17 protein-coding genes are annotated in these 18,291 nt (G+C 72.7%); 14 read left to right on the top strand and 3 right to left on the bottom strand.

The features are described from left to right. The first annotated feature begins 100 nt into the window (after positions 1 to 100). A complete protein-coding gene (locus ACPPVS_RS03755; RefSeq protein WP_426594649.1) occupies positions 101 to 844 on the top strand; it encodes an SOS response-associated peptidase in 744 nt (247 codons plus the stop codon). A 26-nt stretch (positions 845 to 870) separates the two neighbouring features. On the opposite strand, the gene ACPPVS_RS03750 is transcribed toward ACPPVS_RS03755, so the two are convergent. Beyond that, a complete protein-coding gene (locus ACPPVS_RS03750) occupies positions 871 to 1,944 on the bottom strand; it encodes an adenylate/guanylate cyclase domain-containing protein (RefSeq protein WP_426594648.1) in 1,074 nt (357 codons plus the stop codon). A gap of 14 nt (positions 1,945 to 1,958) precedes the next feature. Next, positions 1,959 to 2,822, bottom strand: coding sequence for a biotin--[acetyl-CoA-carboxylase] ligase (locus tag ACPPVS_RS03745; protein ID WP_426594647.1), 864 nt, complete (start codon positions 2,820 to 2,822; stop codon positions 1,959 to 1,961). 104 nt (positions 2,823 to 2,926) lie between these two features. Here ACPPVS_RS03745 and ACPPVS_RS03740 point away from each other — a divergent pair, with 104 nt between their 5' ends. From ACPPVS_RS03740 to ACPPVS_RS03725, 4 genes are all read left to right on the top strand, one after another. Then, the gene (locus ACPPVS_RS03740) at positions 2,927 to 4,519 is read left to right on the top strand and encodes an acyl-CoA carboxylase subunit beta (protein WP_426594646.1); all 1,593 of its coding nucleotides are present in this window, start codon (positions 2,927 to 2,929) and stop codon (positions 4,517 to 4,519) included. After that, positions 4,516 to 5,082: a hypothetical protein gene (locus tag ACPPVS_RS03735; protein WP_426594645.1), complete on the top strand. Its 567-nt coding sequence runs from the start codon at positions 4,516 to 4,518 to the stop codon at positions 5,080 to 5,082. Before ACPPVS_RS03740 ends, ACPPVS_RS03735 begins: the two co-directional genes overlap by 4 nt. Continuing rightward, a complete protein-coding gene (locus ACPPVS_RS03730; RefSeq protein WP_426594644.1) occupies positions 5,079 to 5,318 on the top strand; it encodes an acyl-CoA carboxylase subunit epsilon in 240 nt (79 codons plus the stop codon). The genes ACPPVS_RS03735 and ACPPVS_RS03730 overlap by 4 nt, the downstream gene beginning before the upstream one ends. A 77-nt stretch (positions 5,319 to 5,395) precedes the next feature. Then, entirely contained in the window at positions 5,396 to 7,096 is a 1,701-nt protein-coding gene (locus ACPPVS_RS03725) for a DUF885 domain-containing protein (RefSeq protein WP_426595875.1), read from the top strand. Between the two features lie 21 nt (positions 7,097 to 7,117). Here ACPPVS_RS03725 and ACPPVS_RS03720 read toward each other — a convergent pair whose 3' ends face one another. After that, positions 7,118 to 7,834 carry a vitamin K epoxide reductase family protein gene (locus tag ACPPVS_RS03720; RefSeq protein ID WP_426594643.1) on the bottom strand — a complete coding sequence of 239 codons (717 nt, stop codon included), beginning with the start codon at positions 7,832 to 7,834 and terminating at the stop codon, positions 7,118 to 7,120. Between the two features lie 219 nt (positions 7,835 to 8,053). On the opposite strand from ACPPVS_RS03720, the gene ACPPVS_RS03715 reads away from it, so the two are divergent. The 9 genes from ACPPVS_RS03715 (at position 8,054) to ACPPVS_RS03675 (ending at position 18,209) form a co-directional block, all read left to right on the top strand. Continuing rightward, positions 8,054 to 8,287, top strand: a complete 234-nt coding sequence (locus ACPPVS_RS03715; protein WP_426594642.1) for a hypothetical protein — start codon at positions 8,054 to 8,056, stop codon at positions 8,285 to 8,287. Between the two features lie 53 nt (positions 8,288 to 8,340). Continuing rightward, positions 8,341 to 9,459, top strand: coding sequence for a LacI family DNA-binding transcriptional regulator (locus tag ACPPVS_RS03710; RefSeq protein ID WP_426594641.1), 1,119 nt, complete (start codon positions 8,341 to 8,343; stop codon positions 9,457 to 9,459). An 11-nt stretch (positions 9,460 to 9,470) separates the two neighbouring features. Next, on the top strand, positions 9,471 to 10,112 hold the full coding sequence (locus ACPPVS_RS03705; protein WP_426594639.1) for a Maf family protein: 642 nt from the start codon (positions 9,471 to 9,473) through the stop codon (positions 10,110 to 10,112). A 165-nt stretch (positions 10,113 to 10,277) separates the two neighbouring features. After that, positions 10,278 to 12,065 (top strand): acetyl/propionyl/methylcrotonyl-CoA carboxylase subunit alpha, encoded by a 1,788-nt coding sequence (locus tag ACPPVS_RS03700; protein WP_426594638.1) that lies wholly within the window; start codon positions 10,278 to 10,280, stop codon positions 12,063 to 12,065. Between the two features lie 68 nt (positions 12,066 to 12,133). After that, on the top strand, positions 12,134 to 12,571 hold the full coding sequence (locus tag ACPPVS_RS03695) for an NUDIX domain-containing protein (RefSeq protein ID WP_426594637.1): 438 nt from the start codon (positions 12,134 to 12,136) through the stop codon (positions 12,569 to 12,571). A 126-nt stretch (positions 12,572 to 12,697) separates the two neighbouring features. Further along, positions 12,698 to 13,573, top strand: a complete 876-nt coding sequence (gene efeU, locus ACPPVS_RS03690; protein WP_426594636.1) for an iron uptake transporter permease EfeU — start codon at positions 12,698 to 12,700, stop codon at positions 13,571 to 13,573. A gap of 59 nt (positions 13,574 to 13,632) precedes the next feature. Further along, positions 13,633 to 14,835 carry an iron uptake system protein EfeO gene (efeO, locus tag ACPPVS_RS03685; protein ID WP_426594635.1) on the top strand — a complete coding sequence of 401 codons (1,203 nt, stop codon included), beginning with the start codon at positions 13,633 to 13,635 and terminating at the stop codon, positions 14,833 to 14,835. Between the two features lie 25 nt (positions 14,836 to 14,860). Further along, complete coding sequence (efeB, locus tag ACPPVS_RS03680; RefSeq protein ID WP_426594634.1) at positions 14,861 to 16,252, top strand: iron uptake transporter deferrochelatase/peroxidase subunit; 1,392 nt, start codon at positions 14,861 to 14,863, stop codon at positions 16,250 to 16,252. 22 nt (positions 16,253 to 16,274) lie between these two features. After that, the gene (locus ACPPVS_RS03675) at positions 16,275 to 18,209 is read left to right on the top strand and encodes an endonuclease/exonuclease/phosphatase family protein (protein WP_426594633.1); all 1,935 of its coding nucleotides are present in this window, start codon (positions 16,275 to 16,277) and stop codon (positions 18,207 to 18,209) included. Positions 18,210 to 18,291: the final 82 nt, after the last annotated feature.

Raw genomic sequence — 18,291 nt, 5'->3', positions numbered from 1 at the left:
CCGGCCGTTTGTCGAATCGATTCGATGTGACGTTCGCCCGTGTGTGACCGGTCGTGCCGGAGCCGGGCGCGATGTCGGTCGCGGCTGGCAGGCTGGGTGGATGTGCGGTCGATACGCCTCCTTCCGGGAGGACCAGGCGCTTGCCGACGAGTTCGCCATCGCGACGATCGCCGACGACGTCCGCCTGCTGGGTCCGTCGTGGAACGTGGCGCCGACGGACGGCGTGCGGATGGTCGTCGAGCGCGCCGACCGACAGACGGGCGAGATCACCCGGCAGCTCCGGGTGGCGCGCTGGGGACTGGTTCCGTCGTGGGCCAAGGACATCTCGGTCGGCAACCGCATGATCAACGCGCGCGTCGAGTCGATCGCCGACAAGCCGGCCTTCGCCCGCCCGTTCGCGGCCCGTCGGGCGCTGCTGCCGGCCGACGGCTACTTCGAGTGGAAGAAGCCGGAGCCGGGTTCCACCAGCAAGCGGAAGCAGCCGTTCTACCTGCACCCCGCCGACGGGGACATCGTCGCGCTGGCCGGGCTGTACGAGTTCTGGAAGGACCCGTCGAAGGCCGACGACGACCCCGAGCGCTGGGTGGTGAGCACCACCGTCATCACGCGGCCGGCGTCCGACGAGCTCGCGCACATCCACGACCGGCAGCCGCTCATGCTCCGGCGGGACGCCTGGTCCGCCTGGCTCGACCCGGCGGTCGGCGCGGACCGCGCGGCCGAGGTGCTGCGGGCGCCCGCGCCCGACATCGTCGCGACCCCGGTGTCGACCGCGGTCGGTTCCGTGGCCAACAACGACCCGACGCTGGTCGAGGAGGTCCCGCTGGACGACCCGCCTCCGACGTGAGAGCCCAGGCCCAGGCGCCCTGATCGTCAGCCCGCGGCGTGCACACGCACCGGAGTGACCGTGCCGATCCCCGAGAGCTCGCGCGGCGGCCGGGGTTCGAGGACGAAGCGGTCGTCCGTGGCCAGCACCTGCGCGGTGGCCTCGTCGACGTAGACCGTCGACGGGTCGGCGATGTCCGTGAGCCGCGCGGCGAGGTTCACGTGCGGCCCGAACACGTCACCGAACCGCGACAGCACGCGCCCCCAGACGAGCCCGACACGCACGGGCGTCACCCCGCGCGCGCCCTCGAACAGGCCGCCGGTCGTGGTCTCGCGGTCGACGTCGAGCTCCTTGCCGAGGGCGTCGGCCAGCCGCAGCGCGATCGCGGCACCGGTCGCGGCGTCGTCGGCGACGAACAGGACGGCGTCCCCGATGGTCTTGACCACGCGGCCGCCGCCGGCGGAGACGATGTCGCGGGCGGCGGTCTCGAACCGCTGGACGAACTGCGAGAGGTCGGTGGACCCGAGGCCCGCGGTCCGGCGCGTGAACGAGACCATGTCCGCGAAGCCCACGGCCCGCGCCAGGGGGAGGGCCGAGCGGTCGGGACCCGGCGCACGCAGCTCGCCGAACTCGGCGGCGTACCGGCCGGCGATCGCCGCGAGCTGGCGACGGTAGGAGTGGACCAGCTGCGCCTCGAGCATGGGTGCGAGAGCACCGAGCCGGTCCAGGACCAGCAGCCGCGCGGACGTGTCGTCCAGCTCATACCGGTCGGCCATGTCCTCGACCAGCGCCTCGACCTGCCAGAGGGCGAGCCGGTCGGAGGTGTGCCCGAGCGCGCGCGTGACGGTGATGACGGTCCTCAGGTCCAGGCCGTAGTCGCGCACCAGCGCGGTGGCCCGGTCGACCGCCTCGGCGTCGCGCTCGGTGTAGACCTTGTCGTCCGGGTCGGCGTGCGGCAGACCCATGGTCGTCCAGAAGCCGTGCACGATCTCGATCTCGATGTGGGCGCGATCCGCGAGGTCGCGGGCGCTCAGGGTGCGCGGGCCGCCGAGCAGCTCGGCCTCGAGCTCACCCACCGTCGACTCGAGGAAGTCGAGGTCCTGCGATCGATCGTCCGGCACGGATCGAGGGTAGTTCACCCGGCGGTGCGAACGTGGCGTACGTCACCCGCGAGCACGTGGTGCTCGGCGCCGGAGCCGTCCCGCACGACCAGACCGCCGTCGTCCGCGAGCCGCTCCGCGACGCCGTCGACGAACGACCCGCCGGGCAGCTCGACCCGCACGGTGTCGCCGAGGGTGCTGCACACACGCGCGACCTCGTCGGCGAGCCCCGAGGCCGCCGCGTCCCCGCCGGAGTCGCGCCACCGGCGGGCCACCTCGAGCTGGGCCTCGACGAGTGCGACGAGCATCCCCTCCCGGTCCACGTGGTGAGCGCCGGCCAGGGCGAGCGACGTGGCGCTGGCCACGGGCAGCTCGTCGGCGTCCTGCGAGACGTTGATGCCGATCCCGATGACGACCGCCGCGGGACCTCCGTCGTCGAGCGGCACCACCTCGGCCAGGATGCCGCCGATCTTGCGCGCCGCACCCCAGCCCTCGACCTCGGTGTCGGCGGGGACGAGCAGGTCGTTGGGCCACTTCAGCATCGCCGGGACGCCCGCGGTGGCGCGCAGCGCGTTGACCGCACCCAGCCCGGCGAGCAGACCGAGCCAGCCGAGCGACGACGTCGGGATGGGCGGTCGGACCACGAAGCTGCAGGTCAACGACGTGCCAGCAGGGGTCTCCCACGAGCGGCCCGCCCGGCCGCGCCCACCGGCCTGGTGCTCCGCGACAAGGACGCTGCCATCGGGCCACGACGTCGGGTCGGCCCGCAGGTCGGCCACCACCGCGGTGTTGGTCGACTCCGTGACGGCCACGATCTCGACGCGCGCGAGGGGCCCGTCGGGGGCGAGCAGGAGCGATCGGAGCTCGTCGGCGCGCAGGGAGGGTCGGGGGGCTGCCATGACGCCCATCCTGTCGCGGGTTGTGGGAACCCGACACCCCGACGCGACGAAGACCGTGATGCGCCTGCACGTGCATGGAGGCAATCGACAACTAGCCTCGTCGGGTGACTGAGATCCAGCAAAGCGCCCCGCGCACCACGGCCGGCAAGCTCGCGGACCTCGGGGCGCGGTACGACGCCCAGGCCGCGGCCGAGCAGGACGCCGTCGACAAGCAGCACGCGCGCGGCAAGCGGTCGGCCCGTGAGCGCATCGAGCAGCTGCTGGACGAGGACTCGTTCACCGAGCTCGACGCGTTCGTCCAGCACCGGTCGGTGAACTTCGGCCTCGACAAGAAGAAGGTCCCCGGCGACGGCGTCGTGGTCGGGCACGGCACGATCGACGGCCGCCCGGTCTGCATCTACTCGCAGGACTTCTCGGTCTTCGGCGGGAGCCTCGGCGAGGTGCACGGCGAGAAGATCACCAAGGTGATGGACCTCGCCCTGCGCACCGGGGTTCCGCTCATCGGCATCAGCGACGGCGGCGGCGCGCGCATCCAGGAGGGCGTCGCGGCACTCACGCAGTTCGCCGAGATCTTCCGCCGCAACGTCGCGGCGTCCGGGGTCATCCCGCAGATCAGCCTGATCCTCGGTCCGTCGGCCGGCGGAGCGGTGTACTCCCCCGCGCTGACCGACTTCATCGTCATGGCCGACGGCTCGTCGAACATGTTCATCACCGGCCCGGACGTCATCCGCGCGGTCACCGGCGAGGACGTCGGGTTCGAGGAGCTGGGCGGTGCGACCACGCACAACACCCGCTCCGGCGTCGCGCACTACATGGGTTCCGACGAGGACGACGCCTTCGACTACGTCCGCGCGCTGCTCACGTACCTGCCGCAGAACAACCTCACCGACCCGTGGACCTTCGACCACGTGGCCGACCTGTCGGTGTCCGAGGACGACGAGGCGCTGGACACGCTCCTGCCCGACTCGGACAACCAGCCGTACGACATGCGGACCGTGGTCGAGCACGTCCTCGACGACGGTGTACTTCTCGAGGTCATGCCGTTGTACGCCCAGAACGTGCTCATCGGGTTCGGGCACGTCGAGGGTCACCCCGTCGGGATCGTCGCCAACCAGCCGATGTCGATGGCCGGGACGCTCGACATCAACGCCGCCGAGAAGGCCGCCCGCTTCGTGCGCACGTGCGACGCGTTCAACATCCCGGTGCTGACGTTCGTCGACGTCCCGGGCTTCCTGCCGGGCACCGACCAGGAGTGGAACGGCATCATCCGGCGCGGCGCCAAGCTCATCTACGCCTACGCCGAGGCCACCGTCCCGCTCGTCACCGTGATCACCCGCAAGGCGTACGGTGGCGCCTACATCGTCATGGGCTCCAAGCAGCTCGGTGCCGACGTCAACCTGGCCTGGCCCACGGCGCAGATCGCCGTCATGGGGGCCGGAGGCGCGGTGAACATCCTGCAGCGCGGGGCCCTGAAGAAGGTGGCCGATGCCGACGGCGACGTCGAGGCAGAACGCCGCCGGCTGACCGCGGAGTACGAGGAGGCCATCGTGAACCCGTGGGACGCCGCCCAGCGCGGCTACGTCGACGCGGTGATCGCCCCGAGCCGGACCCGCGCCGAGGTCACCAAGGCCCTGCGCCTGTTGCGCACCAAACGGGCGTCGCTGCCCCCGAAGAAGCACGGGAACATCCCCCTATGAGTCACGACGAGCACGAGCACGACCACGCCGCGCACGGGCCGGAGCCGCTGCACGGCGTCGACGGGGCCGACCTGCACGCGGTGGTCGACCAGCTGGCAGCCGCCCTGCACGGCTACGTCGACACGGCCGTCGGCGTGCGCGCCGAGTTCGGCTCGACCGAGGCCGACGAGGACCCGCGCATCCTGGCGATCGAGTCGGAGATCGGCAGCCTCAACGCGCGTCTCTACGACGCGCTGCACGACCGGCTCGGCCTGCATGCCGACCTCACCGGCATGTCCTGGGGCGACGAGGACGAGGGCGACGCGGACGGCCTGCCCGACCCGCTCGAGGTGGACACGTTCCACCTGGGCTTCCTCGTCGGCCCTCCGGTCGGCACGTCCGACCTGACGCTCGACTCGGTGCTCGACCTGGTCGAGCAGGGCGGCTCCGAGCTGGCCGGCCGGCTGGTGGAGGCGGGGTTCGTCGTGGACGGCTGGGGCGCCTCGCGCGGCGCGCCGTTCGACTTCGACGAGGACGAGGACGAGGACGAGGACGAGGACGACGAGGACGAGGACGACGCGTGAGCGACGCGCCTGAGAGCACGCAGATGCAGGTCGTCCGCGGTACGCCCGACGAGGTGGAGCTCGCGGCGCTCGTCGCGGGCCTGATGGCGGCTGCCTCCGAGCGCGCGCTCCACGCCGAGGCGGCCGTCGACGCGGTCGCGGCGCCCTGGGCGGACCGGCGACGGACCATGCGCGGGGTGCGCGACGACGCGCTGCGGCCGGGTCCCGACGCCTGGCGCTGGAGCCTGCGCGACTGACCCGCAAGAACATGGCACAACACCGAAACCCCGGGCGCCGCGACGTACCGACCAGTACGCTCGGCGGCGTGACGAGGATGCCGGAACGCGCGAGCACGACCATCGACGAGATCGCCGAGGAGTACCTGACCCGGTACGCGGTGCTCGATCCCCTGGCCGCGACCGCGATCGGGATCGCGGGCCACGACCACGAGATGACCGACCTCTCGCCGGCCGGTCTCGACGAGCGTGCCGCGCTCGCGCGCTCGACCCTCGAACGCCTCGGCGGCGCGACGCCCGTGGACCTCGTCGACGAGCTGACCCTCGCGGCGATGCAGGAGCGGCTGGGTCTGGCGGTCGAGCTCTACGACACCGGCGAGGAGCACCGGTACCTGAACAACATCGCCTCGCCCGTCCAGAACCTGCGCGACATCTTCGACGTCATGCCCACGGACACCGTCGAGGCCTGGTCGAACATCGCGGCCCGGCTGAACGCGCTGCCGTTCGCGATCGACGGGTACGTCGCGTCGTTGCGGCTCGGCGTCGAGCTCTCGGGCGTCGCGTCCGCGCGCCAGGTCGAGGAGGCCGCCCGGCAGGCCGACGAGCTGGCCGACCCGAAGGGGTCGTTCTTCACGACGTTCATCACCGGTGAGCTGGTGGACTCCGTGCTGGACGAGTCGGCGGCCTGCTCACTCGTGCGTGCCGAGCTCGAGCACGGCGCCGCGGCCGCGCGACAGGCCTACGGCACGCTCGCCGCCTTCCTGCGCGACGAGCTCGCTCCCCTCGCGCCGGCGGCCGACGGGGTCGGGCGGGAGCGGTACGCGTTGTGGTCCCGGCAGTTCCTCGGCGCGACGGTCGACCTCGACGAGACCTACCAGTGGGGGCTCGAGGAGCTCGCCCGCGTCGTCGCGGAGCAGGAGGCCGTCGCCGCGCAGATCGCCGGGCCCGGAGCGTCGGTCGCCGATGCCGTCGCCGTGCTCGACGTCGACCCGTCCCGCCTGCTGACCGGCACCGACGCCTTGCAGGCCTGGATGCAGGAGACCGCCGACGCCGCGATCGAGGCCCTCGACGGCGCACACTTCGACATCCCCGACGAGCTGCGCAGCCTGGAGTGCCGCATCGCGCCGACCCAGAACGGTGGCATCTACTACACCGGGCCGAGCGACGACTTCAGCCGCCCGGGACGCATGTGGTGGTCCGTGCCGCCCGAGGTCACCACGTTCAACACCTGGCGCGAGAAGACGACCGTCTACCACGAGGGCGTCCCCGGGCATCACCTGCAGATCGGCCAGGCGGTCTTCGAGCGGGCCACGCTCAACCGCTGGCGTCGGCTCGCGTGCTGGACCTCGGGGTACGGCGAGGGCTGGGCGCTCTACAGCGAGCGGCTCATGGCGGACCTCGGGTTCCTCGACGACCCGGGCGACCGCCTCGGCATGCTGGACGGCCAGCGCATGCGGGCGGCACGCGTCGTCTTCGACCTCGGCGTCCACCTGGGACTGCCCGCGCCGGCTGAGTGGGGCGGCGGCACCTGGGACGCCGACAAGGGCTGGGAGTTCCTGCGGGCCAACGTGAACATGCCCGAGGCGTTCATCCGGTTCGAGTGGAACCGGTATCTCGGCTGGCCCGGGCAGGCGCCGTCGTACAAGATCGGCCAGCGCCTGTGGGAGCAGACCCGGGACGAGGCCGCCGCCAAGTCCGCTGCCGCCGGCGAGGAGTTCGACATCCGCGCGTTCCACGCCCGCGCCCTGAGCATGGGCTCGCTGCCGCTCGACGTGCTCAAGCAGGCGTTCGCCGTCTGAGCCGCCTGAGCGGCCTGAGCCTCAGGCGATCAGCTGCGAGCCGTACCGCAGCACGATCGCCGCGAACATCAGGACGATCACCGCACCCGTGACGAACCAGTCGTTCCCGTGCTCGACGAACCGTCGCGCACCGACTCCGATGTCGATCGCCCCTTCGCGCACGTTCAGCCGCGTCAGCCCGGCCCACACGAGGGTCGTCGTGACGGTGATGAGCAGGCACCAGGGGCACAGGGCGTGGATGACGAAGTACGACTGCGCGAACAACCACCACGCGAAGACGAAGCCGACCGTGTAGATGGCCTGCGCGCTGAGCATGAACCAGCGGGGGAACACGACACCGCCGAGGATCGCGACGGCGATGGTGATGACCACGGACTCGGCCGCGATCCCCAGGAACGCGTTGGGGAAGAAGTCCCCGAGCAGGTGCGCCTGCCAGGTCTTGGCCACCGCACCGCAGTTGATGATGTGGTTGAGGTTGCAGCTCAGGCCGGCCTTCGGGTCCGCGGCAAGCTTGAGCGCGTCGATCGACAGGACGAACGACGCGAGCAGGCCGAACGCCCCGGACAGGACCATCTCGATCGCCGTCCGACGCCGCCACCGCTGGGTCGGCGGTTCGCGCAGCTCGGGATCGGGGTCGACGTAGTCGTCCAGGTCGTCGTCGAGCTCGTCGAGGTCCGTCTCGGGATCGTGGACGCCGTCGTCCAGGCCCTTCGACGACGCTCGTGCCGCGTCAGCCATCTGCTCTCCTCATGCCCTCGGTCGGGCACCTGCGCCCACCCGCCCGGGCCGGCGGTACCGCCCGCCGCGACCCGACCACTGCGGCTCCATTCTGCCTTGCTCCCCTGTGCCCCCGGACCGGGTCGGAAGTCCTGTCCGATATTCGTCTTGACCGGTACAGGGTCCTGGGCTACTTTATCGGTATAGAACGTTCCGACCGCCGATGAGAGCGAGGACACCATGTCCATGGACGGACCCCAGCTCGGGCTCCTCTTCGGGCCGCCCGCCACCTACCAGGAGGCGCACAGCGCCCAGCCACAGGCCCCGGTCGTCGTGACCGGGCGACCCCGCACCCATCACGAGCGCCGACCGCCCGCGGCGCGCACACGACGGTCCGTGGCCGGCGTGCTGCACCACCTCGCGGACGCGATCGCGCCGACGACCGCACCCCGGGGCGGCACGGCGACGCGGTGACCGGCGCCTCGGCGACCTACCCTGTCCCGCATGGAGCGGAACAGGGTGTCGCCGTGCGCAGGGGCGGCAGCGCGACGGCGGACCTGCACGCGAACCCGGACGGCGGTGCTCCCGTGGCGCGCGTGACGCTTCAGACGATCGCGGACCGCGTCGGCGTCAGCCGGATGACCGTGTCCAACGCGTTCTCGCGCCCCGACCAGCTCTCGGCCGAGATGCGGCGCACGATCCTCGACGCCGCCGCGACGCTGGGCTACGTCGGCCCGGACCCGTCGGCGCGCGCGCTCGCCCGCGGCACCACCGGTGCGGTCGGCGTCCTGCTCACCGAGTCCGTGGGCGCCGCGTTCCGCGACCCGATCGCGGCGGCGTTCTTCGGGGCGGTCGCCGAGGAGCTCGCCCCGACCGGGCTGGCGGTCGTCCTGCTCCCGGCCACGGGCGCCGAGGGCATGATCCCCGCCCGCGACATCCCCATGGACGCGGCGCTCGTCTACGGCTGCGCCGCTGACTACCCTGCGGTGGACTGGCTCGTGCGCCGCAAGCTCCCGCTCGTGTTCGTCGACGGCGACCCCCGGCCGGGTGCCGCCAGCGTGATCCTCGACGAGCGAGAGGGTGCCCGCCTCGGCGCCCAGCACCTGCTCGACCTCGGTCACAGCCGCATCGCCACGCTCACCATGAACGTCGAGGTGCCCCCGGGCTGGGCGCCCGACGTCACCGCGGCGGCGAGCGGCTTCGTCGCCCGCGAGCGCCAGCTCGGCTGGGTCGAGACCCTCACGTCCGGCGGCGTCACCCCGGTGACGTACGAGGTCTTCGACAACATGGAGCCGTACATCTCGGAGGGCGCCCGCGCGATGCTCGCCGGCGACGCTCCCCCCACCGCCGTCCTGTGCTTCTCGGACCTGATGGCCGCCGCGGTGGTGCACGCCGCCGAGCAGCGCGGCCTGCGCGTCCCGCAGGACGTGTCGGTGGTCGGGTACGACGACGTCCCGCTCGCGCGTCGGCTGCGGCCCACCCTGACCACCGTCCGGCAGGACTTCGAGGCCAAGGGCAAGGCCGCGGCGGGTGCCCTGACCCGGTCGATCGCCCGAGAACGCGCGGGGGAGGCCCCCGACCAGGCGCAGCACATGGTCCCGGTCACGTTGGTGGTCCGCGACAGCACCGCTCCCCCACCGGCATAGGCTCGCGTCCCGTGACCCGCCTGCTGCTCGCCTCCGCCTCGCCCGCTCGTCGCGCCACCCTCGTCGCCGCGGGCATCGACCCGCTCGTCGCCGTCTCGACGGTCGACGAGGACGCCGTGCTGGCGGCCGCGACCGAACGGTTCGGCGCGCTGGACCCGGCGGACGCGGTCCTGCTGCTGGCCCAGGCCAAGGTCGAGGACGTGTCGCGGAACCTGCCCGAGGACCTCGAAGACGCCGACGACCTGCTCCTGCTCGGCTGCGACTCGATGCTCGAGCTCGACGGCCGGATCTACGGCAAGCCGGCGGACGCCGACCAGGCCCGGACCCGGTGGCGCGCGATGCGCGGGAACACCGGCGTCCTGCACACCGGGCACTGGCTGATGGACGAGCGCGCGACGCCGACGATGCTCGGCGCGACCTCGTCGACCACCGTGATGTTCGCGGACCTCTCCGACGACGAGATCGACGCCTACGTGGCGACGGGCGAACCGCTCGCGGTAGCGGGCGCGTTCACGATCGACGGGCTCGGCGGCCCGTTCGTCGAGAAGATCGAGGGCGACCACCACGGCGTCGTCGGGATCAGCCTCCCCCTGTTGCGCGAGCTCCTCGGGTCGGTCGGAGTGACCATCCCCGACCTCTGGCGCACCGCCTGATCTTGTCCGGAGCCGACAAAGGCGGGCTCGCAGCGCGAACCTCAGACCCCGGTCGTCGTCGGATCCCTACAAAAACCGACCGGTGGACCTTGGCCGGTTCCCCAATCTTGCCGGGGCACGCGCTCCCGGCACGGGCCAGAGCCGGGCTCCGCGTTACGGTGAGCCGTGCCCGCCATCTCCAAGGTCCTCATCGCCAACCGCGGTGAGATCGCCGTCCGCATCGCCCGTGCCTGTCGCGACGCGTCGATCGGCTCCGTCGCCGTCTACGCCGACCCGGACCGGGAGGCGGTGCACGTCCGCATCGCCGACGAGGCGTTCGCGCTCGGCGGCTCCCGTGCGGCCGAGACCTACCTCGACATCCCCAAGCTGCTCGACGTCGCCCGCCGCTCCGGCGCGGACGCCGTGCACCCCGGGTACGGCTTCCTCGCGGAGAACGCGGCGTTCGCGCAGGCGGTCATCGAGGCGGGGCTGACGTGGATCGGCCCCCCGCCGTCGGCCATCGAGTCGCTGGGCGACAAGGTCAGCGCGCGGCACATCGCCCAGCGCGCCGGCGCACCCCTGGTCGCGGGCACCCCCGACCCGGTCGAGGGTGTCGACGAGATCCACGCGTTCGCGCAGCTGCACGGCCTGCCGATCGCGATCAAGGCGGCGTTCGGCGGCGGCGGCCGCGGCCTGAAGGTCGCTCGCGACGTCGACGAGATCGACGAGATGTTCGAGTCCGCGGTCCGCGAGGCCGTCGCAGCGTTCGGGCGTGGCGAGTGCTTCGTCGAGCGGTACCTCGACCGCCCCCGGCACGTCGAGACGCAGTGCCTGGCCGACCAGTTCGGCACCGTGGTCGTCGTGTCGACGCGTGACTGCTCCCTGCAGCGCCGGCACCAGAAGCTGGTCGAGGAGGCGCCCGCGCCGTTCCTCACCGACGCGCAGAACGAGCAGCTGGTCGAGTCGTCGAAGGCGATCCTGCGCGAGGCCGGCTACGTCGGCGCCGGCACCTGCGAGTTCCTGGTGGCCACCGACGGGACGATCTCGTTCCTGGAGGTCAACACACGGCTGCAGGTCGAGCACCCGGTGACCGAGGAGGTCAGCGGGATCGACCTGGTCCTCGAGCAGCTCCGCATCGCGGCGGGAGAGCCCCTCGGATACGACAGCGTGCCGACCCGCGGGCACTCGATCGAGTTCCGCATCAACGGCGAGGACCCGTCGGCGGGCTTCCTGCCCGCCCCCGGCAAGATCACCACGCTGCGGCTGCCCACCGGACCCGGCGTGCGCGTCGACTCCGGCGTGGTCGAGGGCGACAGCGTCTCGGGCCTGTTCGACTCGATGATCGCCAAGGTCATCGTCACCGGCGCCGACCGCCCGCAGGCCCTGGCGCGGGCCCGCCGCGCGCTGGCCGAGCTGGAGGTGGTCGGCATCCCGACGGTCGTCCCGTTCCACCGTGCCGTGCTGGACGCCAAGGCGTTCGCGCCCGCGGACCCCGACGAGCCGTTCACCATCCACACCCGCTGGATCGAGACCGAGTTCGCCGAGACCGTCGCCGCGCTCGGCGCCTCGACGCCGGCACCGCCGGCCGACGACGACGAGGAGCCGGCCGCGCTCGAGCGGGTCGTCGTCGAGGTCGGCGGCAAGCGCATCGAGGTCGTCCTGCCCGCCGCACTGGCCTTCGGTCGCGGTGCCGCCGGTCGCGCGGCGCCCGCCGCGCGACGCCCGGTCCGGCGGGCCGCAAAGACGAGCTCGTCGAACGGCACGACGCTCGCCTCGCCGATGCAGGGGACGATCGTCAAGGTCGCCGTGGCCGAGGGCGCGACGGTGGCCGAGGGCGACCTGGTCGTCGTGCTGGAGGCGATGAAGATGGAGCAGCCGCTCGTGGCGCACCGCGCCGGCACCGTGACGGCGCTGTCCGTCGGGGTCGGCTCGAGCGTGAGCGCGGGCACGGCCATCTGCGAGATCGTCGGCTGACCGCACGCGTGGAACCGCCGCACCGCCAACGCCAGCCGGGTGACGGCTGGGTCGAGTGCGCCTGCGGCGTGAGTCACTGGGGCCTCTTCGGCGCCGCCGGGCTGCTCCTCGTGCGTCGCGACGACGACGGCCGTGCCGTCGCGGTCGTCCTGCAGCACCGGGTCGAGTGGAGCCACCACGGCGGGACGTGGGGCATCCCGGGCGGCGCACGGATGCCGTCGGAGACCGCCGTCGACGCCGCCCTGCGCGAGGCCGCCGAGGAGGCCGGCATCGACCCGGTGAGCGTCCGGGTGCGCGGCCAGCACGTGCTGGCGCACCCCGACTGGTCCTACACCACCGTCCTGGCCGACGAGATCTCGCCCGTGCATCCCACGGTCACGGACGCCGAGAGCCTCGAGCTGCGCTGGGTCCCCGTCGACGACGTCGCGACCCTCCCCCTGCTCCCGGCGTTCGCGGACGCATGGCCGACGTTGCTTGCCCGGCTGCGGGACTCGCTCGACCGGTGACCCGGTTCACAGGGTCAGGCACCGGACGGAGGTCGCACTTAGGGCACCCTCAGGGGTAGTGTCGCCGAGCAGTGAGGTAAGCCTGTCCTCACGGCTCCTGCCACCTCCCTCCTGACGGAAGCACCCATGGTCGCCAACTACCTCATCGGTCTGCGTGAGGGCCTCGAAGCCGCGCTGGTCGTCAGCATCCTCGTTGCCTACCTGGTGAAGTCCGACCGCCGCGACCAGCTCCCCGCCCTCTGGACGGGAGTCGGGGTCGCGATCCTCGTCGCCCTCGGGTTCGGTGCGCTGCTGACGTTCGGGCCGCAGGGGCTGTCGTTCGAGGCGCAGGAGGCCATCGGCGGGACGCTCTCCATCCTCGCGGTCGGCCTGATCACCTGGATGATCTTCTGGATGGCCAAGACGGCCCGCTACATGAAGGCCGGCCTGCACCACAAGCTCGACGACGCCATCGGCGGCGGGCAGAAGGCGGTCTTCGTCGTCGCGCTGCTGGCGGTCGGACGTGAGGGCCTGGAGACGGCGCTGTTCCTGTGGGCGGGCGCGCAGGCGACCAGCGGCACCGCCCCCGGCACCACCGGGAACGCGGCCCCGCTCGTCGGCGCGGCGCTCGGCCTGGCCACCGCCGTCGTGCTCGGCTGGCTGGTCTACCGCGGCGCGCTCAAGCTCAACCTGCGCACCTTCTTCGCCTGGACGGGGCTGTTCCTCATCGTCGTCGCGGCCGGCGTGCTGGCCTACGGCGTCCACGACCTGCAGGAGGCCGGCATCCTGCCCGGCGTGAACAACCTCGCGTTCGACGTCTCGTCGACCGTCCCGCCCAGCAGCTGGTACGGCTCGCTGCTCAAGGGCGTCTTCAACTTCTCGCCCGCCACCACCTGGCTCCAGGCGTTCGTCTGGATCGCGTACCTCGTGCCGACCCTGACGATCTTCATCCGCACCACCTGGGGCCACGCCCCGTCGCGACCCGCCGCTCCCGCGCCGGCGGTCACCGCGTCCGCAGCCTGACCGACCGTCCTTGACCTGGCGCCCGACCGGCGCCTCATGCATCCGTCTCGAGGAGACCCATGTCCCGCCGCCCTGTCCTGACCGCCGCTGCCCTTGCGGCCCTCGTGCTGCCGCTCGCCGCGGGCTGTGTCTCCAACGACACGGCCGGCGCGTCGGCCAGCGCCTCGGCCGGCGCGATCACGGTCACGTCCACCGCGGACGCGTGCGACGTCTCCGCGGCGACGGCACCGTCGGGCAACGTGCAGTTCTCGGTCACCAACGCGGGCAACGACGTCACCGAGTTCTACCTGCTGAGCGACGACGGGCTGCGGGTCGTCTCCGAGGTGGAGAACATCGGGCCCGGGCTGTCCCGCGACCTCGTCGTCCAGGTCAAGCCCGGCACCTACTTCACCGCGTGCAAGCCCGGCATGGTGGGCGACGGCATCCGGAGCCCGTTCACGGTCACGGACTCGGGCGCGCAGGTGGGCCCGACCGGCGACACCGCCGACCAGCTCACGGCCGCCTCGGCGCAGTACCTCGCCTACGTCAAGGACCAGGTGGGCGCGCTCCTCACGAGCACCCAGGCGTTCGCCGACGCCTACGGCACCGGTGACGACGCCAAGGCCGAGTCGCTGTACGCCGACGCGCGCAGCCACTACGAGCGCGTCGAGCCCGTCGCCGAGTCGTTCGGCGAGCTCGACCCGAAGCTCGACGCCCGCGAGGCCGACGTCGAGGCCGGCCAGACGTGGACCGGCTGGCACATGATCGAGAAGGACCTGTGGCAGCCCACGGCCGACGCCAACGGCGGCGTCGCGTACGTGCCGCTGACCCCCGACCAGCGCACGGCTGCGGCCGCCGACCTGGTGAGCAACACCCAGGCCCTGGCCGACGAGGTCACCTCCCCCACCTTCACGCTCGAGGCCTTCCAGATCGCCAACGGCGCCAAGGGGCTGCTCGACGAGGTCGCCGCCAGCAAGGTCACCGGCGAGGAGGAGATCTGGTCGCACACCGACCTCTGGGACTTCCAGGCCAACGTCGAGGGCGCCAAGGTCGCCTACGAGGTCCTCGGTGACGTCGTCGTGGCCCAGGACCCCGACCTGGCCAAGCAGCTGGACACCCGGTTCGCCGAGACGTTCGCGCTGCTGGCCGCGCAGGGCTCGTTCGACAGCGGCTTCACCTACTACGACAAGCTGACGCCCGACGAGATCAAGGCCTTCGCCTCGTCGGTCGACGCCCTCTCCGAGCCGCTCTCGCAGCTCACCACCACCGTGACGGGCAGCTAGTCCGTCCCTTCGTCCAAGGAGTCACGTGTCCGCCCCCACGGACCCGCCCGGCCCCCCCGACGAGCCCGCAACCGAGCCCGGACGCTCCCGCATCTCGCGGCGAGGGTTCCTGGGGCTGGGCGGCGGCCTCGCGGTCGGTCTCGCTGCCGCCACCGGCTTCGGTGTCGGTCGCGCGACCGCGCCCGACGCTGCGCCCGCCGCCGGAGCGGGCACGTACCCGTTCACCGGCGAGCACCAGGCCGGCATCGTCACGCCCGCGCAGGACCGGCTCTACCTCGCCGCCTTCGACCTCACGACGACGTCCCGCGACGAGCTGGTCGCCCTCCTGCAGACCTGGACGACGATCGCCGCGCGGCTCACGCAGGGTCTGTCGGCGGGCCCGTACGGCCCGGCGTCCGGCCCGTACAACGCGCCGCCCGACGACACCGGCGAGGCCGCCGACCTGCTGCCCGCCGGCCTGACCATCACCTTCGGGTTCGGCCGTTCTCTGTTCGTCGGCACACGGAACGCCGACGGCACGCCTGGCACGGACCGCTTCGGCCTGGCCGGCAGGCTGCCCGACGGCCTGGTCGACCTGCCCCACTTCGCCAAGGACGACCTCGACCCGGCCCGCAGCGACGGCGACATCGTCGTGCAGGCCTGCGCCGACGACCCCCAGATCGCCGTGCACGCGATCCGCAACCTGTCCCGGGCGGCCTTCGGCACCGCGACCATCCGCTGGACGCAGCTGGGCTACGGCCGGACCTCGTCGACGAGCACCGCCCAGCTCACGCCGCGCAACCTGTTCGGCTTCAAGGACGGCACCGCCAACGTCAAGGCCGAGGAGGCCGCCGACCTCGAGAAGCACGTCTGGGTCGACGACGCCGCCCTCAGCTCGGACTCCGCGTGGCTCGCCGGCGGCTCGTTCCTCGTCGCCCGTCGCATCCGCATGCGCATCGAGACGTGGGACCGCACCTCGCTCGGCGAGCAGGAGGGCCTCGTCGGACGCACCAAGGGCAACGGCGCCCCCCTGTCCGGCGGCACGGAGTTCACCGAGCCCGACTTCACGGCGAAGGGCGGCGACGGCAAGCCGCTGATCCCGCTCGACTCGCACGTGCGGCTGGCGCACCCGACCGAGAACAAGGGCGTGCGGATGCTGCGCCGCGGGTACAACTTCACCGACGGCAACGACAGCCTCGGCCGCCTGGACGCGGGGCTGTTCTTCCTCGCGTTCGTCACGGACCCGCGGACGCACTACATCCCGATGCAGTCACAGCTGTCCAGCCAGGACGGGCTCATGGAGTACCTCACGCACACCGCCTCGGGGCTCTACGCGGTGCCGCCCGGGCTGCCCGACGGGTCGCTGGTCCTCGGCGCCGACGGCACGCCCGTGACCACGGCCGCGAGCCCGTACGTCGGCCAGGCTCTGTTCCGGTAGCCGCCGGGGTACTCTGCCGCGCGTGACGACTGAGCAGCCGGCGCGCACCCCGCTCGACGCCGGAACGCCCACCCGGGTGTGGCTCGTCGCGCTGCTGACCGTGATGGCCCTCGAGATGGTCCGCGCCAGCGGGCCCCTGCTGGACCGGGCGTTCACGGTAGGCACCATCGACGCCGCGCTCGCGTCCCTCGGCACCTACGCCGGCGCGGGCCTGGTGGTCGCCCTCGTCCTCGTGCTCTGCCGGTGCTCGTCCGGTGTGCCCGACGCCCGCAGCCTGCTGCTGGGCACGTTGCTGCTCGCCGCCCTGCGCGTCGTGATCCAGGGTCTCGACGGGCTCGCGCTGAATGTCGTCGGCCTCCTCACCGTCGCCGTGGCGGTCGGGATGCTCACGCTGGCCGTCGCCTTCGTCGCGGGACGTCCCTCGGGCGGTCGGCAGGCCGCCGTCGGCCTCGTGCTCGGGTGCGGGCTGTCCGTCGGGCTGCAGCTGCTCCTGGGCACCTGGGACGCGCTGTGGCAGCCCGGCTGGTCCGGATGGATCGTCGCCGTGGTGCTCGGGCTGTTCCTGGTCGGCACGGCCCGCGCGCTCGCGGCGCTCACCACCGCCGAGAGCGAGCCCACCGGCCGTCCCCGCCGGCTCTGGGCCCTCGGGCCGTTCCTGGCGATCGCGGCGATGGTCGTCGCCAACCCCGCGTTCGCGGCCTCGCAGTCGGGCTCGTCGCTCCGCACGGCCGGGATCGTGCTCGTCGCCGCGAACTTCGTCGGCGCCGGTCTGCTGCTCCGGCCCGCGCAGTGGTCGGCGCCGTGGCGCGTGGGCGCCGCCGTGCTCCTCGTCGTCGGCGTGGGTGGCGCGCTGTGGATCACCGACGTCTGGGCGCTCGTCGCGATCGCCGTGCTCGAGGTCTGCCTCGGTGTCGTGCTCTCGGCGGCGTTCAGCGCCCACCGACCGGCCCCACGCGGCATCGCCCGGACCGCGATGGCAACCCTCACCGTCGGGGTGCTGACCATCGCGCCGCTGCTGATCTACATGCTCGACTACGACGTGCCGCTCGGCGTCGACAACGCCTGGGTCGTCGTCGTGACCGCGGGCGCGCTCGCCCTGTCCGGCCTGCGCCGCCGCACGCCGCTCGGGCGCTCCGCCGACCGGCTCCCCCGCAGCATGGCCTCCGTCCGGCTGCTCGTGCTGCCCGCGCTCGTCCTGGCAACCATCGGCCTCGTCGCCCTGTCCACGCCGTCGGTGCCGGCGCACTCCGCCGGCGACACCGTGACGCTCGTCGACTGGAACCTGCACTACGGCGTCTCGCCCCTGACCGGCGTCGAGCTCGAGGACGTCGCCTCCACGATCGAGGCCCAGCACCCCGACGTCGTCACGCTGCAGGAGGTCGAGCGCGGCTGGATCTTCGGCGGTGGCGCCGACATGGCCACGTGGCTGTCCCGCCGGCTCGGCATGACGATCGAGTTCGCCCCCGCCGCGGACCGTCAGTTCGGCAACGCCGTGCTCGCTCGGTCCGGGCTGACCGACGTCGCGATCCATGAGCTGCCCTACGGCGACGGCCCGCAGAAGCGGTCTGCCCTCGCGACGACGCTGACCACGGCTTCCGGAGCCTCGCTGCGCGTGACCTCGGTCCACCTGCAGCACCGCGCGTCGAACACCCCGACCCGGTTGGACCAGCTCAAGGCCCTGACGACCGCCGCGCCCGTCACGCCTCCCGAGGTGCTCGCCGGCGACTTCAACGCGACTCCGGGCTCCCCCGAGATCACCTTCCTGACGGACGCCGGCTGGATCAGTGCGATCGACGCGGCCGGCGACCCGTCGCAGAACACGTCGACGAGCCTCGATCCCACGGAACGCATCGACTGGGTCTTCGGCCAGGGCGTGACGTTCACGTCGGCGAAGGCGCTGCCCGGCAACACGGAGTCGGACCACCTGCCGGTCGTTGCCCGACTCTCCGTCGGCTGAGCTCGCGGGTCCGCTCGACTGGCGGACCACGAGGGCGACGCCGGTGCGCGTCGTGCCGTCCGGCCCGCGGCCGCGCCGTCCG

It is taken from the genome of Cellulomonas sp. McL0617, from assembly GCF_049994875.1.
Classification (GTDB): domain Bacteria; phylum Actinomycetota; class Actinomycetes; order Actinomycetales; family Cellulomonadaceae; genus Cellulomonas.
This window is presented reverse-complemented; position numbering and strand designations above follow the sequence as displayed.

Excerpts from the sequence above, each read along its gene's own strand:
- efeO (WP_426594635.1), top strand. The coding sequence starts at position 13,633 with ATGTCCCGCCGCCCTGTCCTGACCGCCGCTGCCCTTGCGGCCCTCGTG.
- ACPPVS_RS03735 (WP_426594645.1), top strand. The coding sequence starts at position 4,516 with ATGAGTCACGACGAGCACGAGCACGACCACGCCGCGCACGGGCCGGAG.
- ACPPVS_RS03755 (WP_426594649.1), top strand. The coding sequence starts at position 101 with ATGTGCGGTCGATACGCCTCCTTCCGGGAGGACCAGGCGCTTGCCGAC.
- efeU (WP_426594636.1), top strand. The coding sequence starts at position 12,698 with ATGGTCGCCAACTACCTCATCGGTCTGCGTGAGGGCCTCGAAGCCGCG.
- ACPPVS_RS03725 (WP_426595875.1), top strand. The coding sequence starts at position 5,396 with ATGCCGGAACGCGCGAGCACGACCATCGACGAGATCGCCGAGGAGTAC.
- ACPPVS_RS03720 (WP_426594643.1), bottom strand. The coding sequence starts at position 7,834 with ATGGCTGACGCGGCACGAGCGTCGTCGAAGGGCCTGGACGACGGCGTC.
- ACPPVS_RS03745 (WP_426594647.1), bottom strand. The coding sequence starts at position 2,822 with ATGGCAGCCCCCCGACCCTCCCTGCGCGCCGACGAGCTCCGATCGCTC.
- ACPPVS_RS03715 (WP_426594642.1), top strand. The coding sequence starts at position 8,054 with ATGTCCATGGACGGACCCCAGCTCGGGCTCCTCTTCGGGCCGCCCGCC.